The sequence below is a fragment of the Acinetobacter sp. YH01008 genome (genome assembly GCF_013420435.1).
GTDB lineage: Bacteria > Pseudomonadota > Gammaproteobacteria > Pseudomonadales > Moraxellaceae > Acinetobacter > Acinetobacter pseudolwoffii.
On the sequence record NZ_VOYD01000037.1, the window covers coordinates 1 to 16,200 of the forward strand.

Genomic DNA, 16,200 nt, shown 5'->3' on the forward strand with positions numbered 1-16,200 from the left:
GTGTCAATCCGTAATTCAAATTAATTTGAACTTAACCAACAAAACCCAATCTTAACACCTCGTGCTAAGTTACTGTTTTATCAGAAGTTTTAATCTTCATCACTGCCGATGGATGTGCATTCTACAGGATTTCAGGAGGCTTGCAACACTTCTTGCAAAGATTTTTTATCGTGTGTTTATTTTTCAAACCAATAAAAATATAAGTAATTGTTATATATAGTTAATTTATTTTCATTGTTTTTGAATTTTATTGAGCACATTCAATAAACCCCCTCCACAAACACAATAAGATATTGTTTTATTTCAATTTAAATTATAAAAATCTTTATCACATGACTTATATCGTTCAATTCACATTCTATTCTTGTTTGATTCTTCATCAACCTGGCGTTTATATACACAAAACTTGTTTTATCCGGTCTTCATCCAAGATACATAGGCCCTATTTAAATATGGAAATATTGATTGCAACGCTAAAAATTAAAAAGCCATCGCTATTGAGCAATGGCTTTTGGAGTACTGAGGAACAATTAGAATTTCATACTGACACGTGCCCAGTAATTACGTCCCATATTATTAAACTGCTCGGTTGTTGGTAAACCTGTCCCGGAAGCCCCCATTTTATTTAAGTGCTCGGTATAAGTCCGGTTTAGGACATTATCGACTCCGACTGATATATCCACGCTATCCATGACATGGTAGCTACCATTTAAAGACAAAGTGCCAAAGCCTGCGCTCTGCTTATTGTCATAACCAACGATATTACCTTCTCGTTCACTAATACGACTTTGACCATCTACTACACGCCACAATAATCCAAAATTATATTTGTCTTGAACATAGCGCAAGTTAACACGGGCTTCTAAAGGTGAAATTTGTGGCAACGGCGTATTGTCTGTGGTGTTTTCGCCCCAAGCATACATGGCACTGATATCTGCGTGAATTGCATCAGTAAACTGATAACCAATTCCAGCTTCTGCGCCTGCAATGGTTGCATCGATATTTCTTGAATCCGCACTATTCATTTTTGCTGGCTGCATTTCTCCGGTATCATTACCCATAGGATGACCATGCCCAGAGTTTGCAGACTTAGGATAAGTCATCAGAATAAAATCCTGAATCACACCGGCATAAGCTGATACCCAAGAATTAAACGCGCCATGATGATGTTGATAACCCAGATCGAGTTGTAAGGTCTTTTCTGTTTCCAGTTGCTTAAATGTATTTGCAGTTATTCCATGATAATCGGTCTTAAATAATTCCCAATAATCAGGCACACGCTCCACATACCCCAGTCCGATATAGGTTTTACCTTCATCATGTTCTGGATGGGTATTTTCAAAACGTATAAACGCGCTTGGTAAAGTTTCTTTACGTTCTTGTGCGGATTGAACTGCATCAACTTCAACTTGATCGATACGCAAACCAGAAACCAGTTTATTATTTTCATTAAGCTGATAGCTTAATTCACCAAAACCACCTACAGACTGAAATTCCATATCGGTCATGCGTGGCATATTCTGATAGGGAACGCCAGCTGTTGTCTTACGAATCGAGTGCTCATTATTTTGTGTATCAAGACCAGAGATCAGTTTGATCTTGTCCCACTCACTGGTCATGGCAACACGCGCATTTAAGGTTTTACGTGCCACATTGGTTGCCATTTCCATCATTGGTTTTGGTCTTAAACTATAGTTATCCATAACGTGGTCATTAAAGTTATAGTTCACTTGAGCTTCGACTTTTTGAATGATATCGGTAAGATTTTTCTTTTCTACACGAAGTCCTAAACTTTCACGGGCAAACTTGGAACCATCCATCATGCGCCCCGCATAGACGGCTTCACCATCAGCTTTACCGCCAGTCAACTCTACCCAGGTATCTTCATCCGGTGTCCAGCCTAAAGCCAGATCCGCATTCCAGCGTTCCCAATCTGAAGGCACAGTGGTTCCATCACCATCTTGATAACTATTCGATACCGAACGATTGGTATTCAGACGGATATATTTCTGCGCATCGCCTGCTGCAACTTCGACATTATGATCCAGACGGCCAAATGACCCCATCAAGACACTGGCCTGACCGCGATAGTTTTGATCTTGATCAAACTGTTCCGGCGTACGTTCGAAAATCACTGTGGCCGCAGAGCCAGTATTGGCATACTGAACCGTTTGCGGTCCTTTAATCACCGAAATACGGTCATAGCTTTCCGGAGAAATATAAGAGGTGGGTGAGTCCATCCGACTTGGACAGGCCCCCAGGTTTTCAGTGCCATCGGTCAGGATTTTAATTCTTGAACCAAACATACCCCGGAAAGTCACATCACCATTGGTGCCGGCACCGCTATTCACTGCACTAAAACCGACAATACTTTGTAAATAGTCTGCACCATCTGATGCCGGAATCGGTTGAATCGGCTGTTTCGGATCAGCACGGACAATCAGTCCATTGGCATCATTACCTGCTGTAAAAGTCACCACAATCGGTGCCAAAGTTTGCACGGGCATCGTTTCATTTGCCATTGTGGCTGGTGAATAACAGATAACACAAATCGCAGCCGCAAGTGGCTGTAAAAAAAATTTAGGCTGAGCCATTTTTTTATCTCACTGAATACATAAAAAAGCATGGCTTGAGTCAATAACAACCCAAGCGAAAAATGCAGGTTTATGCAGGCAGTGGCGGCGCTCGTCCCTGAGGAATTAAAAAGAGCTGCTGAAGGACAAACCAGACATGCTTAAAGGTTTTTTGATAAGCAATTAAACGTACCTGAATCCGGTCAAGTACCTGTTTGATATCCAGATCCGGCGGTAAGACTAAATTGGCATAAACCGTACAGTATTGACACTGATGATTGGCATCATGATGATCATGCTGAATATGACCAGATTGGACTTTGAAATGGTGATGTTCACTGGCACTATGCTGTGTATGAACGTCTGTCGCGATAAGAAGCGCACGCGTGATGGTTTCGCAGACCGGAGCAACCTGATATTGCGTCGGTAACAAAGGCTGTAAAAATACAGCAATCTGTAGAAACACAGCTGCAAATGCAAATAGCAGCCCCGCGCGTAAAAACACAGGCCACTCCTAAAATATGCTCATGTCGATTATAACAAAGCCCAATCAGAATTGGGCTTTGTTGGATCATTAAAATAAATTAAAAAAATATCCTAGCGTTTAACTGCCACCTTGTCTTTATTACGCTGGCGTACCAGTTTTTCTACTTTTTCACGTGCACGTTGACGTTTTAATGGCGATAAATAATCAACAAATAATTTGCCACTTAAGTGATCCATTTCATGTTGAATACACACAGCGAGAAGTCCGTCAGCTTCGAGTTCAAATGCTTGACCTTCCAGATTAATTGCCTCGATTTTTACACGTGACGGACGGTCAACTTTATCGTATATTTGAGGAACTGATAGACAGCCTTCTTCGTAGGGCTGCGTTTCTTCAGTCAATGGTGTAATTTTGGGGTTAATAAACACCATCGGTTGATCTTTATTTTCAGACAGATCCATAACAATCAGCTGAATATGACGATCCACCTGAGTCGCGGCAAGTCCGATACCTGGTGCTTCATACATGGTTTCAAACATATCTGCAGCGAGCTGACGAATTTCATCAGTCACATCTTCGACAGGTTGTGCAATGGTACGAAGACGGGGATCCGGGAAACTTAAAATAGGTAATAAGGCCATACTGCGTCCTCAATTATGCCATTGATCAAAAAACCAAATGAAGGGAATGCTTCATCAAAAAATGTGTGTAAGATCGTTATTATAACGCAACTACGCACATAATTTTAGGAATTATGATAATGAAAAAGGTTTTGAAGGGCATGCCATTTTTTAGTGCCTTGGGGTTTAAAAATCAGATGCTGGCACTCGCCGTTTGTGTCGGTGTCGGTATGGGGACTATTCATTCTGCCGAGGCCGCACCTGCACGTAATGTCAATCCGCCGGCATTAAAAGCCAGTGCACCCAATATTTATGTGGTCAAAAAAGGCGATACCCTCTGGGACATCTCAAAACGCTTTTTGAAAAACCCGGTGCGTTGGCCTGAAATCTGGGCCAGCAACAAGCATGTGAAAAATCCACATTGGATTTTCCCGGGCGATCGCCTGTTGATGTGTGATTACCAGGGCCGTCCGATTATTGGCAAAGATGAAGGTGATGGTTGTGACGGTATTATCAGCCGCTATCTGGGCAGCACCTCTCTGCAACCTCAGATTCGGGTTGAATCTTTAAACAATACCATTCCAGTGATTCCACTAGAACATATCAAACAGTGGCTAGAGCGCTATACCCTGATGGCGCCTGATTCAGTTCAAGGCACCCCATACATTCTTGGAACTGCAGATCAGCGCGTACTGGCGGGCAAAGGCCAGAAAGTCTATGTACGTGGTAACGGTCTGGTCGTTGGTCAACGCTATGCCGTTTATCGTGAAGCTGAGCCTTATGTATTTACCGATGCGAATGGCAAGAAATATACTGCTGCACTCGAGCTGCAACAGGTGGCATCTGGTATTGCGGTACGTAGTGAAGGTGAGGTAACCACACTGGAGCTGACTGACAGTTATAACGCGGAGGTGCGTCGCGGTGACCGCGTACTCGCTGAATACGACCCGATGTTACCGACGCTGTTCTACCCAACCAATGCAGAAAGTATTGTGCCTGGTGGTCAGATTGTGCGTGTATTGGGGTCGATTGGTACTGCAGCACGTCATAGTGTCGTCACCCTTGACCGTGGTACGGCACATGGCGTTCAGACAGGTCATGTCTTTAGCGTAAACCAGAAAGGTGAAGTGGTGACTGATCCGAAGACTAAAGAACGGGTGCAATTGCCAGGTGAGCGTATTGGTCAGGTGATGGTCTTTAAAGCCTTCGATCAATTGAGCTATGCCTATGTGCTGGATAGCGAGCTTCCAATTAAAGTGGGTGCCGGCATTCAGCCTCCTTTGTTAGAAGACTAAGGTTGCAAAGTGAGATGATGTTGATAGATCAGCATCATCTCACTTATTTTCATTCATACCAATAATAAGAAGACGCAAAAATAGGTCTCACTATGTTGAACAGATTGTCGACATCACAAATCAATGCCATCACGCTGTGGTATTTGGTGCAACATTCCCTCACCAGCTTTTATAAAATCAGTCGGCATTATGCAGATCTTGCAGATGCAGTCCATTGTTCTCAAATCGAGACCTGGCAAAAGCTCGGCCTTCATAAAAATCATATTCAACGCCTGAAAGACTTTCAAAGCAGCGAATCTCAAACCCATTTTCAACACAGTCTAGAACAGATTCAGTTGCACAGTGATTTTGTGCTTTTGCATACAGATGCTGAATATCCACAACAACTGAGTCATTATGAGCATAAGCCGCCGATTCTGTTCGGGCAGGGACATGCAGATCAGTTACTCCAGCCACAAATTGCGATTGTTGGCAGTCGCAAGCCAAGTCCGCACGGACAGCAAGTCGCCTATGACTTTGCCTTTTATCTGAGTGAGCAAGGTTTTTATATTAATAGTGGCTTGGCACAAGGGATTGATGAAGCAGCACATCGGGCTGCGCTACAACATCGACGAACGATTGCAGTGATGGGTACAGGGATCGAACAGACCTATCCTGCTGTACATCAAGCACTACGTCAGCAAATGATTAACCACGGTGGTACAGTTATTACTGAGTTTTTGCCTTTTACCCCACCCTTGCAGCAGCATTTTCCACGGCGCAACCGAATTGTCAGCGGCTTAAGTCTTGGGGTGATTGTGGCAGAAGCTGCTTTAAAAAGTGGTTCATTGCTTACGGCACAATGGGCAGCGGAACAAGGCAAGAACATATTTGCAATTCCGGGGCATATTTACAGTGAACATCATCAAGGTTGTCATCAACTGATTCGTGAAGGTGCGATTTTAATTGACCATCCACAGCAAGTGATTGAGGATTTAGCCCTAGCAACACAGTGGCAAGCGAATGCAAATCACTTCAAAAAAGATACTTATCCTGAGCAAGAACGTACTATCCCGCCCCATTTAATTCATCTTTATAATCAACTCGATTGGGTCGGGCAGAGTCTGGATCAGCTCAGTTTTCATTTACAACAGGAAGTATCTTCCTTGACCAGTCAATTGATGGAACTTGAGCTGCTCGGCTTGAGTACTCAACAAGCGGGCATGTATCAGCGTTGTCGTCCACTGAAATAAAGTTCACAATAGGGCTTTGTTGTTTTGTATAAGGTATTCACATGATTACTACCTCTGTTGCTGAAGCAGCAGCATGTCTTAAAGACGGACAAGTCTTGGCATATCCTACAGAGGCTGTTTGGGGCTTGGGTTGCGACCCTTATAATGAACAGGCATTTCATCAGATTTTAAAATTGAAACAGCGCCCGATTGAAAAAGGGGTGATTCTATTGGCAGCGCATATTTCACAGGTGGAACATCTGCTGCAAGATTTAACTACAGAAATGCGTGAACAAGTGATTGAATCCTGGAGCAATGACAGACCCGCTGAACGCGCCATTACCTGGCTGCTTCCCGCGCATCAGGAGATTCCGGCCTGGATTAAGGGCGATCATCCCAAAGTGGCGGTTCGCGTTACCAACCATCCACTCTGTATGGCACTGTGTCAGGCCTTTGGCGGTTTTATTGTGTCTACCAGTGCCAATCCTGCAGGATTGGAACCGGCACGTTCACTGCAAGATGCGATTCGCTACTTTGATCAGAATCTGAATTATCTGAATGGTGACTTAGGGTTAAGCCAGCAACCGAGCCGGATTATTGACGCCGTCAGTGGGGCGATTATTCGCGACTAAGTTGGTTCTCAGTCGACTCAGATATTCAAGCTCGACTAAAGTTTTAAGACAAAAAAAAGCTCAACCATATAGGGATGGTTGAGCATAAAAAAGGATGTGCATAAATCACATCCAGAGGGTTCAGAAATCTCTGGGAGTTTGATAAAACAAGGAAAAATATGTTTAATCATTCTCGATGGATGCATTATGAGAGAAAATTAGTGCAACGACAAGTACAATAAAAAACTCAATTAATACATATTTTCTATTAATACTAGGCAACTTTTAACCAAAATTCAAACTATCTTGCTCTTTCTATTCCAGTTTTAAAATAAATTAAGATTTTTATATTTATTTTCACATTTAAAAATTGGGATTTAACAGGCTATTTCAATTAAAAAACCTTGATTGCTTGCTTAATATTCAAACAATTAATATCTTGATAAACTGTTCCTTAGCTTATCACTTTGCTCTTCCCGGATATTGTGCCCATATAATTCCCAGTAAAATGATACCACCTCCAATACTGTGATACATGGTCCAGGCTTCACCTAACCAGAGATAGGCGACTATCGCGGTAAAAACCGGCATCAGATTCATAAAAATACTGCTACGATTTGGACCGAGTTGCTGTACCGCCATCATCCAAAAAAACGGGGCTAAAATAGAAGGAAAAATTCCGGCATAAACAATACTGGCTGCATTATGGCTATTGATACTGTCCAGACCGAAGTAAAGTACCAATGGAATATGATAGAGACAGGCCATAAAAATCTGGATATACAGACTCAGCAACAGTGGAATCTGAATCTGCCATTTTTTCAGCAAGACGCCATAGCAGGCATAGAAAAATACTGCGATCAGCATCAGCAAATCACCGATATAACTGTCGCCCACCGTCAAGAAATGCAGCCCCTGCCCTTGGGCCATGACATACATCAGCCCAATAAAAGACAGCAGACTCCCCAGTACCGCAGCCTGTGTCGGGCGAATTTTTAAGACAAAAATACCCACAATAATGGTAAAAATAGGAATAAAGGCATTGATCAGCCCCATATTGGTCGCAGTGGTAAAGTGTGCAGAGCTATAGGCCAATCCTTGATACAGCACCATCCCCAAGGCACTCAAAACTGCAAAGTGTCCAAGATGTGGTCGAATTTCCGGCCAGGCCGCTTTGACCTTGGGCAACAGAAATGGGCTTAAAATCAGCAGTGCCAGTACCCAGCGGTAAAAACTGATACTGATGGGAGAAATATAATCCGCCACATAACGTGTCACTGTCATGTTTAAGGACCAAATAAAAACTGCGGCCAATGGCAATACCATCGCCCACCAGACTGCTTTGTGCTGCTGTGTCATACCCTCATCCATGTGTCGCTTGTCTTGTTATTTAGCGATTGCTATTTGCGCACCCTAGCATAATAGATTTTTCACATGATATTCAGGCAATTTACCGATTTAAGCCTCCTGCTTCAGCTGCTGTTACTTGTATTGAATCTAAATACCCGTTAAAACAAAGACGATTCAGTCTGAATAAACAGGAAATCTAATGACTCGCTCTGTATATGACATTCCAGTCAAAACCATTCAAGGCCCAGAAACCACCTTAAACCAGTATCAGGGCAAGGTATTGCTTGTGGTGAACGTGGCATCGAAATGTGGTCTAACTCCGCAATATGAAGGTTTGCAAAAGCTGTATAAAGACAAAAAAACGCAAGGTCTGGAAATTCTGGGCTTCCCTGCCAATAACTTTCTGGAGCAGGAACCAGGTAGCGAAGCAGAGATTCAGGAATTCTGCTCTATCAATTATCAGGTTGACTTCCCGCTCTTTGCTAAAATTTCTGTGGCGGGCGAAGACAAGCATCCGCTCTATACCACGCTGACTCAAGCTGTACCAGAGCGGATCGGTGAAGGCCCGTGGTGGAAAGATCTGGTCGATTATGGCCTGACTCCAAACCAACCGCCTGAAGTGTTATGGAACTTTGAGAAATTTCTGATCAATAAGAATGGCGAAGTGGTTGCACGTTTTGCGCCTGACATTACTGCAGATGATCCGCGAATTGTGGATGCGGTAAATGCCGAACTGGCCAAATAATTGCTAATCGCAAAGTAAGTATGTATTTACCCAATAGATACTTACTTTGTAATTTAAACACAGCGAGTTAAATACATAATGATTCATATAAATCCTATCTATAAGTCGCCCTCAACTTTTATTTTTGGCTATAGTTCGTCGCCTGTTCATCAATCTAACAGGCCTAATCTGCAATAATCCTCGGTTAGATTAACAATACACTTGAAGCAATAAACCATTGAGTAAAAGCAAGCGTATTTTCTATATCAAATGCATTCTACGCGTATGAGAAACCCGTACTGGATCAAGTGAATAGGGAGAATGTAAGCATGCATATCCAGAACTCTCCGTTTCTTAACATCATTACAGCCCAAACAATTTATTGAGTTGAAAACGTGAGTTTTATCTTTATTTTTTAAGCATTTTTAATCGAAGACGGTCTGCGCTTCAGTAAATTTGTTATAACTTTGCAACAATCTTTTTTATCTCCATAGTTTGTCCCTATATTAAATCATGAAATATTTCCACCTGCACCGAGACCCTGATTCCATGTCCAAGATTCTTGCCAATGCCGTTCTTCCTTTTGCATTATTTAGCTCAGGGATTTTACTGATGGGATGTGAACAGGCAGTTGAAGCACCCACTGAGCAAGCGGAAACTCGTAGTTCCGATCTTGACACTGCCAGCCAGCCGCAAACTGGCGCTACCGCACCAACTGAGCTTAGATCGGGCAATATGTTTTATATGGTTCGTGATGTGGCTGACTTACAGCTGAAAGCAGGCAGTTATGTGGAACAGTTGAAGCAGACTCAGACTGAGCTACAAAGTGCAGTAGAAGCCAAGGATACTCAGCAACTGCAGTCCACCGCAACCCAGTTACAACAGCAACTCAACAGCTTTAATCAGGTACTCGGCAACCTGAACTTAAAAAGTCAGGAAATTGACCAGATCCGCAGCAATATCATGAGTGCCAATCAGCAAGTCTTGGCCTCACCGCTGTTGAATGGTGACATGGATTTAAGCCAGATCGACCTGAAAAAAATTGAATCGCAGATGGTCAATGTGCAAGCTGAAATGATCAAACTGGCGGGGCTGCTGATCCAGAATCCAGAGCAAAAATCAGACAGTACGACTGAACAGGAAAATACCTAAACCTTCATCTAAGGCGATAGATCGGAAAGCATCTTCCTCAATCGCCTTATCTGCTTTACACTGTGATTTATTATAAAAACTAATTTAAATTAAAAGCTTATATCTAATAAAATAATCAGGAGTTCAATCATGTCGAATTCAGTGCTGTATTCTGTTGTTCCGGTCGAATCCCGACTTGACCTGAAAGATCCCTTTATTTTTACTGTTCACCATCAGGATCATTATCCACAAGGCAATGCCCAATTAGGGCCAGTTACACCGCCGTATCAGCATGAATATGACATGTATTATGGCGAGCAAATTCCCGGCTTTCCGGAGCATCCGCATACCGGTTTTGAAACCATTACCATTGTCGAGCGCGGTTATGTCGACCATTTTGACTCGCTCGGAAACTCGGGACGTTATGCCGCAGGTGATGTGCAATGGCTGACCACCGGCAATGGGGTACAGCACTGCGAAATGTTTCCCTTAGTTCATCAAGATCAGGATAATCCTCTGGAGCTGTTTCAAATCTGGCTGAATTCCTCACCGGAACAGAAAAAGCAGCCGGCCGATTATAAAATGTTGTGGCGTGAACAGATTCCGCATGTATTTTCAGCCAATGCAGCCGGACCTAAAGCGGATATTCGGGTCATTTCAGGGCAGTTTAAAGATACCGAAGCACTGGATCGTCCACCCCATTCTTGGGCAGCACCTGCTGAAAACAGGGTCAATATTTACCTGATCACACTTGCGCCTGAGGCAGAGCTGATTATTCCGGCAAGTACTGCGAGCGCGACGCGTTTTTGTTATTTCTACCAAGGCAAAAGTCTGGAGCTGGAAGGACAGAAAATACAGGTCAAGCATCTGATAGAACTCAAACCAGATCAGGATATTCATCTCAAAGGTGGTTTACTGGAATCACATATTTTATGGCTAGAAGGTGAACCGATTGGTGCACCCGTGGCGATGCGCGGGCCCTTTGTGTTAAATACTCCGCAGGAACTGGATGCTGCTTTTCGCCGTTATCGTGACACCCAGTTTGGTGCTTGGCCTTGGCCAAACGCTGAACCATCATTTCCACGAGAACGACCTCGTTTTGCTAGCTATGACGGTGGTCAACGCGAAGAATATCCAGAACAAAGAAGCCACTGAATAGTGGCTTCTTTGTCGAGTCAATATTTTATTTCTTCGGGCTTTTGACCACGACCAGTTTCTTTTGCACAAATTCTTTGAAACCATCAATCGAGAGTTCATGGCCATAACCGGAGTTCTTCATCCCGCCAAATGGTAATTCCGGCGTGGTATCGGTAAACCAGTTGATCCAGATCATACCGGTTTCCACCCGTGACGCCAGTTGTTTAGCGCGCTTAATATCTTGCGCATGGATCACGCCGCCCAGACCATAGTTAGAATCATTGGCAATTTCGACAATTTCATCATCATCTTTTGCAACATAGATTTGCGCCACTGGACCAAAGAATTCTTCATACCAGGCTTCATTTTCACGCGTGATATTTTCCAGAATGGTCGGTGCATAGAAATTGCCTTGATGTTCTATGGCTTTAGCACCAGTAACTACAGTTGCACCTTGCGCTACGGCTTTTTCGACTTGTTTGGTGAGCTTTTCCAAGGCATCTTTGGAAGACAGCGGCCCTAGCGTGGTTTCCGGATCAAGCGGATCACCGAGTTTTAATTGTTCGAAGGCTTTGAGCATGCCAGCTTTAAACTGTTCGGCAATTTTTTCATGCAGGATAAATCGTTTCGCCGCCGTACAGACTTGGCCGGCATTATTGACTCGCGCCTGACAGCCTAATTTAATTGCGCGTTCGAGATCTGCATCATCGAGTACGATAAATACATCATTACCGCCCAGTTCCAGCGTTGATTTTTTAAGATGTTTGCCCGCCTGTTCAGCGACTGCACTGCCCGCACCTTCTGAACCTGTGAGTGCCACACCACGCACACGCTTGTCTGCAATTACTTCAGCGACCTGATCACTGCTGATAAACAGATTGGTCCAGACACCTTTGGGTGCGCCTGCATCCAAGACCAGTTGCTCAAAGGCTTCAGCACATTGCGGCACAATGCCGGCATGTTTTGCCAGAACCGGATTACCAATGGCACAGTTCGGTGCAAATACCCGCATCAGTTGATAAAATGGGAAATTCCACGGTTCTACCGCCATGATAATACCCAATGGATGATGCTCAACCCAGGCCTCACCCAGTTCCGTTTCATAGGACACGGGCGCTAAAAATTCTTTGGCATGATCAGCATAGTATTCGGCGATTTTGGCACAGGTTTCGATTTCACCTTCACCCTGCTTGATCAGTTTCCCCATATCCAGCGTCATGAGCTTAGCCAGTTCAGACTTTTGCTCTCGCATATTGCTGGCCAGTTTACGAAGTACTTCAATACGGGTATCGACCTGTTGAGCCCAGTCTGACTTTAGGATTTTTTCTGCTGTATCGAGGGCATTTTGAATATCTTGATCGCTATGGGATGGGTAGTCTTTCAATTTTTGATTAGTAAATGGATTAATAGATTGATAAGCCATAATTTTCCCTTTTTCAATTATAAGTTTTGCCTGTTCTACACTTCTATCGCATTAAGTGATAACAAGCGTGTATCTATTCGAATTATTTAACTTATCACTGATTTTTTTATCGCGTGTGTCTGCTTACAGATTGGTTCAAAACATTACTGAGAGCAGGTAAAAGTTATATCGAGTGGTACAAAATGAAATTTATTTAAGAATCGGAAATGTAAAACTAACACTCTCAAGATCAATACTTGCAAAAATTCTAAGCTAAAACAAATAATCTAAATCAGCTGTTTTAAGTAAGCGTCCGCTGAACCCCATGCCTATTTTTTAATTCGATTTAGGTTTCCAGCGGTGTGGTAGCAATTCTTCAATCTGAGTCACTTTATGTGTCGGCAACCTTTTCAGCACATCACTTAAATAGGCATAGGGATCCAGCCCATTCAGCTTTGCTGACTGGATTAATGTCATAATATTGGCTGCTCGCTGACCGCTGCGCAGCGAACCTGCAAATAACCAGTTCTTACGTCCCAACGCCCAGGGGCGCATCTGGTTTTCCACCCAGTTATTGCAAATCGGTAGATTGCCATCATCCAGATAGCGGCTTAAAGCTGGCCAACGCTTCAGAGTGTAATTGATCGCCTTGGCGGTTGGAGAACTCGATGGCACAGTCAGTTGATGTTGGTTGAGCCATTCATACAGTTGTTGCATCACCGGTTGACTATGCTGTTGTCGGTATTCGCGGCGCTGTTCTGCTGTACCATCGGTCTTTTTCCTGAGTTCTGCTTCTATGGCATACAGTTTCTGAATCAGCACTAATGCCTGTTCAGCGACCTGACTTTTTTTGGTCACATGCAGTTCATGGAATTTACGACGCGCATGCGCCATGCAGCCCACCTCAATGACCTGACCTGATTTAAAGCGTGCTTTATAACCGCTGTAATCATCACAGACCAGATGGCCCTGCCAGTCTTTCAGGAACGCTTCAGCATGCTGACCTGAACGACTATCCTGAAAGTCATAGATCACCGCCTGAACTGGATTGTACTGTGTGGTGGCATAGGCCCAGACATAACCTTTCTTCGGTTTTTTCTCATTCTCACCCATCCGCATAATGGTGACTGGTGTTTCATCTGCATGCAGCACCTGCTGTTGCAGCACCACCTCTTTTAAGGCATTAGCCAGAGGCTCCAGTTCCACACCGCAGCGACCAATCCAGTCAGATAAAGTGGATCTGGACAGATCAATGCCAGCCCGCTGATAGATCAGGCGCTGACGGTACAGCGGCAAATGATCGGCATACTTCGATACCAGCACATGGCTGAGCAGTTCAGGTGAAGCAATGCCTTTATCAATCACATAGGCAGGCATCGCTTGCTGAGTCAGGGTGTCACACTGATCACAGACCCATTTGCCACGAACATGCTGTTCCTTGTAGAACTGTGCCGGTCTGAAATGCAGTTTTTCACTGATATCTTCGCCGATACGACGTAACTGGCAGCCACAACTGCATTGGGTTGATGCAGGTTCATGCTCAATACGGATGGTGTGTAGATGATCTGGCAGCAGTCGACGTTTAGGTTTATTGGTTTTGGCTTTCTGTGTCGCTGCATCGGTTTTATCTGCATTTAATCGTTCTAATTCCAGATCAACGGCTGCGATATCTTCTTCGACCGCTTCGTCCCACAGATGGATTTGTTTTGCGGTGAGATGTTCGTTTTTACTGCCGAATTTATGCTGTTTAAACAGCGCCAGTTCATGCTCGTATTTTTGATTGAGAATAGAAAGATGTTGAACTTTAGAATCTAATTGCTGATTGGTGACTTCAAGATGTTGAACTCTGGCATCTAATTGCTGGTTTGATTGTGCCAGAGACTGATGCTGCATCGCCAACTGCCTGGTGAATTCCAGCAGTTGTTCATGGGTCAGTTGGCTTAAGTCAGGCAGCGTATTCATGACCGCAGTATGCCTGAGGTCATGAGAAGAATGAAATAGAACGTTTGGAGAATAGCAGAATGGAACAGCCTGGTTTAAAGCATCGTCACCACCTGCTGTCGTCCAATTCTCTGCCAGGGCAAACCTTGGATTAATGCCTGTAACTGTTCCGGGCTGAGGGCCACGGTTTCACCTTGGTGAACTTGAGCCCAGTGGAATTTTCCCTGTTCCAGCCGCCGGGCACACAGCCAGATGCCCAGTCCATCATGTACCAGCACTTTCATGCGATGGCCACGTTTATTACAGAACAGGTAAGCACAATGCGGTTTAATGTAGCCAAAGGCTCTCACCACCTGAGCCATGACAGTATCCATCCCTGCTCGCATATCCAGAGGTTGGGTAGAAAGCCAGATTTCATCGATACGGATCATGTTGCCAGCACCTTGAGTAATTCTGCCAAGGCAGGTATTTCTGATACTTGCCATTTCAAGCCAATTTCTGCTTTTGAGTGGGGTAAAGTAATTTGAACTTTTAACATGTCAGTAGGAGTAGGATCTAATGGTGCAGAGCAAGATAAGGCAATAAATGCAGGTTTATTCGGTAGTGGTGAGCGATCACTCCCTGGCTTAGCATCAATTAAGCGAATCCATTTGGATACAAGATTTGTATTCAATCCATGTTGCAAAGCGACTGAAGCAATTGAAACGTCCGGTGCTTTACAAGCCTGAACGATCTGCTGTTTAAATTCAGCACTGTATGTTCTTCGTTTTTTCGCAAGAGATGCGATGGATGTCTGATGATTTGTAGTCATAAATTTAAGTCCCCACTTGTTTCTAAGTGGGGACTAAATTAAGGCTTATAGGATGAATTCATAAGGTGTGTTCAGCGGACGCTTACTGTTTTAAGGTGATGTTAAAAAATATAAATTTCAAATTTTCAGGTGTGTAGTACATTATCTATATATTTGAAAAAAGAAAATTTATCATGAGTCAAATAAAATCTAATATCATTCAAACAGCAGAAAACTATTTTGATAATACAGTTTTAGAAACGACTGATACTATTTTTCAAGAAATTTTAAAAGCTTTTCCAATAGCATCATCAGGTTTAGCTATTTATCAAGTTTTTAGGAACTATAACGAAAAGCAAAAACTGAAAAATATCCTGGAATTTATAAAAGAAGGTGAAAAGTTAGCATCAGGAACATTACTGAAAATCTTCAAGGATCAAAATAACTTAGAAATAGGTGGTGAATTACTCAATGCTTTAGATAAAGCCTATTTAATACATCAATCTAAAATGCTCGCTCGTTTAGCTCTTTTATATGATGCAAAAGAAATAAATCGTGAAACTTTTTTTAAGATATGCTCATATTATTCCTCAATTTACATCGTTTTTATTAGAAGGGTTATAAAAAGCCTACTTATCATTTGAAATGAACAAATCCAAGAAGGATTACCACCTTAAGAATAATGAATGTAACTTTTCAGCATCTGAATTAGAAAAGTTTGGTTTTTTGTACGTAGTAGCTACATTTGGTTCTGGCAATAATTATGGCAGAGAAAAAGACTTAATCTTTTTTTATGAACACAGTAAGCGTCCGCTGAACCCCACTTTTTCTAACTCATTAATACCGCGATAGTGTCCACTTAAATTTAAGTGGACACCTATTTATGGATTTAAAGACAGTTATAGACAGTGCACCAACGCTAAAAAAG

Annotated in this window: 15 protein-coding genes; 7 read left to right on the forward strand and 8 right to left on the reverse strand. The window is 43.1% G+C overall.

Features of this window, described 5'->3' with window-relative positions; all coding sequences use genetic code 11:
• Nucleotides 1–530: 530 nt before the first annotated feature.
• The 3 genes from FTT75_RS13975 to def all read right to left on the reverse strand — a co-directional run bounded on the left by FTT75_RS13975 (nt 531) and on the right by def (nt 3,701).
• Nucleotides 531–2,594: a TonB-dependent copper receptor gene (locus FTT75_RS13975; RefSeq protein WP_180186705.1), complete on the reverse strand. Its 2,064-nt coding sequence runs from the start codon at nt 2,592–2,594 to the stop codon at nt 531–533.
• 70 nt (nt 2,595–2,664) lie between these two features.
• Nucleotides 2,665–3,078: a DUF2946 family protein gene (locus FTT75_RS13980; RefSeq protein WP_005173863.1), complete on the reverse strand. Its 414-nt coding sequence runs from the start codon at nt 3,076–3,078 to the stop codon at nt 2,665–2,667.
• Between the two features lie 92 nt (nt 3,079–3,170).
• Nucleotides 3,171–3,701, reverse strand: a complete 531-nt coding sequence (gene def, locus FTT75_RS13985) for a peptide deformylase (protein WP_005173860.1) — start codon at nt 3,699–3,701, stop codon at nt 3,171–3,173.
• A 119-nt stretch (nt 3,702–3,820) separates the two neighbouring features.
• Between def and FTT75_RS13990 the strand changes: the two genes are divergently transcribed.
• The 3 genes from FTT75_RS13990 to FTT75_RS14000 all read left to right on the forward strand — a co-directional run bounded on the left by FTT75_RS13990 (nt 3,821) and on the right by FTT75_RS14000 (nt 6,818).
• Complete coding sequence (locus FTT75_RS13990; protein WP_005094531.1) at nt 3,821–4,975, forward strand: LysM peptidoglycan-binding domain-containing protein; 1,155 nt, start codon at nt 3,821–3,823, stop codon at nt 4,973–4,975.
• Nucleotides 4,976–5,067: 92 nt separating this feature from the next.
• The gene (gene dprA / locus FTT75_RS13995) at nt 5,068–6,207 is read left to right on the forward strand and encodes a DNA-processing protein DprA (RefSeq protein WP_100329712.1); all 1,140 of its coding nucleotides are present in this window, start codon (nt 5,068–5,070) and stop codon (nt 6,205–6,207) included.
• A 41-nt stretch (nt 6,208–6,248) separates the two neighbouring features.
• Nucleotides 6,249–6,818 (forward strand): L-threonylcarbamoyladenylate synthase, encoded by a 570-nt coding sequence (locus FTT75_RS14000; protein WP_074383691.1) that lies wholly within the window; start codon nt 6,249–6,251, stop codon nt 6,816–6,818.
• A gap of 441 nt (nt 6,819–7,259) precedes the next feature.
• On the opposite strand, the gene FTT75_RS14005 is transcribed toward FTT75_RS14000, so the two are convergent.
• Entirely contained in the window at nt 7,260–8,156 is an 897-nt protein-coding gene (locus tag FTT75_RS14005; protein ID WP_005173847.1) for a DMT family transporter, read from the reverse strand.
• A 190-nt stretch (nt 8,157–8,346) separates the two neighbouring features.
• Here FTT75_RS14005 and FTT75_RS14010 point away from each other — a divergent pair, with 190 nt between their 5' ends.
• From FTT75_RS14010 to FTT75_RS14020, 3 genes are all read left to right on the forward strand, one after another.
• A complete protein-coding gene (locus tag FTT75_RS14010; protein ID WP_100358032.1) occupies nt 8,347–8,892 on the forward strand; it encodes a glutathione peroxidase in 546 nt (181 codons plus the stop codon).
• Nucleotides 8,893–9,420: 528 nt separating this feature from the next.
• A complete protein-coding gene (locus FTT75_RS14015) occupies nt 9,421–10,023 on the forward strand; it encodes a hypothetical protein (protein WP_005173841.1) in 603 nt (200 codons plus the stop codon).
• A 129-nt stretch (nt 10,024–10,152) separates the two neighbouring features.
• A complete protein-coding gene (locus tag FTT75_RS14020; protein WP_100329710.1) occupies nt 10,153–11,157 on the forward strand; it encodes a pirin family protein in 1,005 nt (334 codons plus the stop codon).
• A gap of 28 nt (nt 11,158–11,185) precedes the next feature.
• Here the strand turns inward: FTT75_RS14020 and FTT75_RS14025 are convergent, their stop codons facing one another.
• The 4 genes from FTT75_RS14025 to FTT75_RS14040 all read right to left on the reverse strand — a co-directional run bounded on the left by FTT75_RS14025 (nt 11,186) and on the right by FTT75_RS14040 (nt 15,293).
• Nucleotides 11,186–12,562: an NAD-dependent succinate-semialdehyde dehydrogenase gene (locus FTT75_RS14025; RefSeq protein ID WP_180186706.1), complete on the reverse strand. Its 1,377-nt coding sequence runs from the start codon at nt 12,560–12,562 to the stop codon at nt 11,186–11,188.
• Nucleotides 12,563–12,877: 315 nt separating this feature from the next.
• Nucleotides 12,878–14,503, reverse strand: coding sequence for an IS66 family transposase (locus FTT75_RS14030; protein WP_154320205.1), 1,626 nt, complete (start codon nt 14,501–14,503; stop codon nt 12,878–12,880).
• Nucleotides 14,504–14,577: 74 nt separating this feature from the next.
• A complete protein-coding gene (tnpB, locus tag FTT75_RS14035) occupies nt 14,578–14,913 on the reverse strand; it encodes an IS66 family insertion sequence element accessory protein TnpB (RefSeq protein WP_000618087.1) in 336 nt (111 codons plus the stop codon).
• Nucleotides 14,910–15,293 carry a transposase gene (locus FTT75_RS14040; RefSeq protein WP_004828545.1) on the reverse strand — a complete coding sequence of 128 codons (384 nt, stop codon included), beginning with the start codon at nt 15,291–15,293 and terminating at the stop codon, nt 14,910–14,912. Before FTT75_RS14040 ends, tnpB begins: the two co-directional genes overlap by 4 nt.
• A 173-nt stretch (nt 15,294–15,466) precedes the next feature.
• On the opposite strand from FTT75_RS14040, the gene FTT75_RS14045 reads away from it, so the two are divergent.
• Nucleotides 15,467–15,916 (forward strand): hypothetical protein, encoded by a 450-nt coding sequence (locus FTT75_RS14045; RefSeq protein ID WP_252766850.1) that lies wholly within the window; start codon nt 15,467–15,469, stop codon nt 15,914–15,916.
• Nucleotides 15,917–16,200: the final 284 nt, after the last annotated feature.

Bases quoted from the DNA above. Each gene is read 5' to 3' on its own strand.
- FTT75_RS14020 (WP_100329710.1), top strand. From the start codon at position 10,153: ATGTCGAATTCAGTGCTGTATTCTGTTGTTCCGGTCGAATCCCGACTT.
- FTT75_RS13990 (WP_005094531.1), top strand. From the start codon at position 3,821: ATGAAAAAGGTTTTGAAGGGCATGCCATTTTTTAGTGCCTTGGGGTTT.
- dprA (WP_100329712.1), top strand. From the start codon at position 5,068: ATGTTGAACAGATTGTCGACATCACAAATCAATGCCATCACGCTGTGG.
- FTT75_RS13975 (WP_180186705.1), bottom strand. From the start codon at position 2,594: ATGGCTCAGCCTAAATTTTTTTTACAGCCACTTGCGGCTGCGATTTGT.
- FTT75_RS14000 (WP_074383691.1), top strand. From the start codon at position 6,249: ATGATTACTACCTCTGTTGCTGAAGCAGCAGCATGTCTTAAAGACGGA.
- FTT75_RS14040 (WP_004828545.1), bottom strand. From the start codon at position 15,293: ATGACTACAAATCATCAGACATCCATCGCATCTCTTGCGAAAAAACGA.
- FTT75_RS14025 (WP_180186706.1), bottom strand. From the start codon at position 12,562: ATGGCTTATCAATCTATTAATCCATTTACTAATCAAAAATTGAAAGAC.
- FTT75_RS14030 (WP_154320205.1), bottom strand. From the start codon at position 14,503: ATGAATACGCTGCCTGACTTAAGCCAACTGACCCATGAACAACTGCTG.
- FTT75_RS14045 (WP_252766850.1), top strand. From the start codon at position 15,467: ATGAGTCAAATAAAATCTAATATCATTCAAACAGCAGAAAACTATTTT.
- FTT75_RS14005 (WP_005173847.1), bottom strand. From the start codon at position 8,156: ATGACACAGCAGCACAAAGCAGTCTGGTGGGCGATGGTATTGCCATTG.
- FTT75_RS14010 (WP_100358032.1), top strand. From the start codon at position 8,347: ATGACTCGCTCTGTATATGACATTCCAGTCAAAACCATTCAAGGCCCA.
- tnpB (WP_000618087.1), bottom strand. From the start codon at position 14,913: ATGATCCGTATCGATGAAATCTGGCTTTCTACCCAACCTCTGGATATG.
- FTT75_RS14015 (WP_005173841.1), top strand. From the start codon at position 9,421: ATGTCCAAGATTCTTGCCAATGCCGTTCTTCCTTTTGCATTATTTAGC.
- def (WP_005173860.1), bottom strand. From the start codon at position 3,701: ATGGCCTTATTACCTATTTTAAGTTTCCCGGATCCCCGTCTTCGTACC.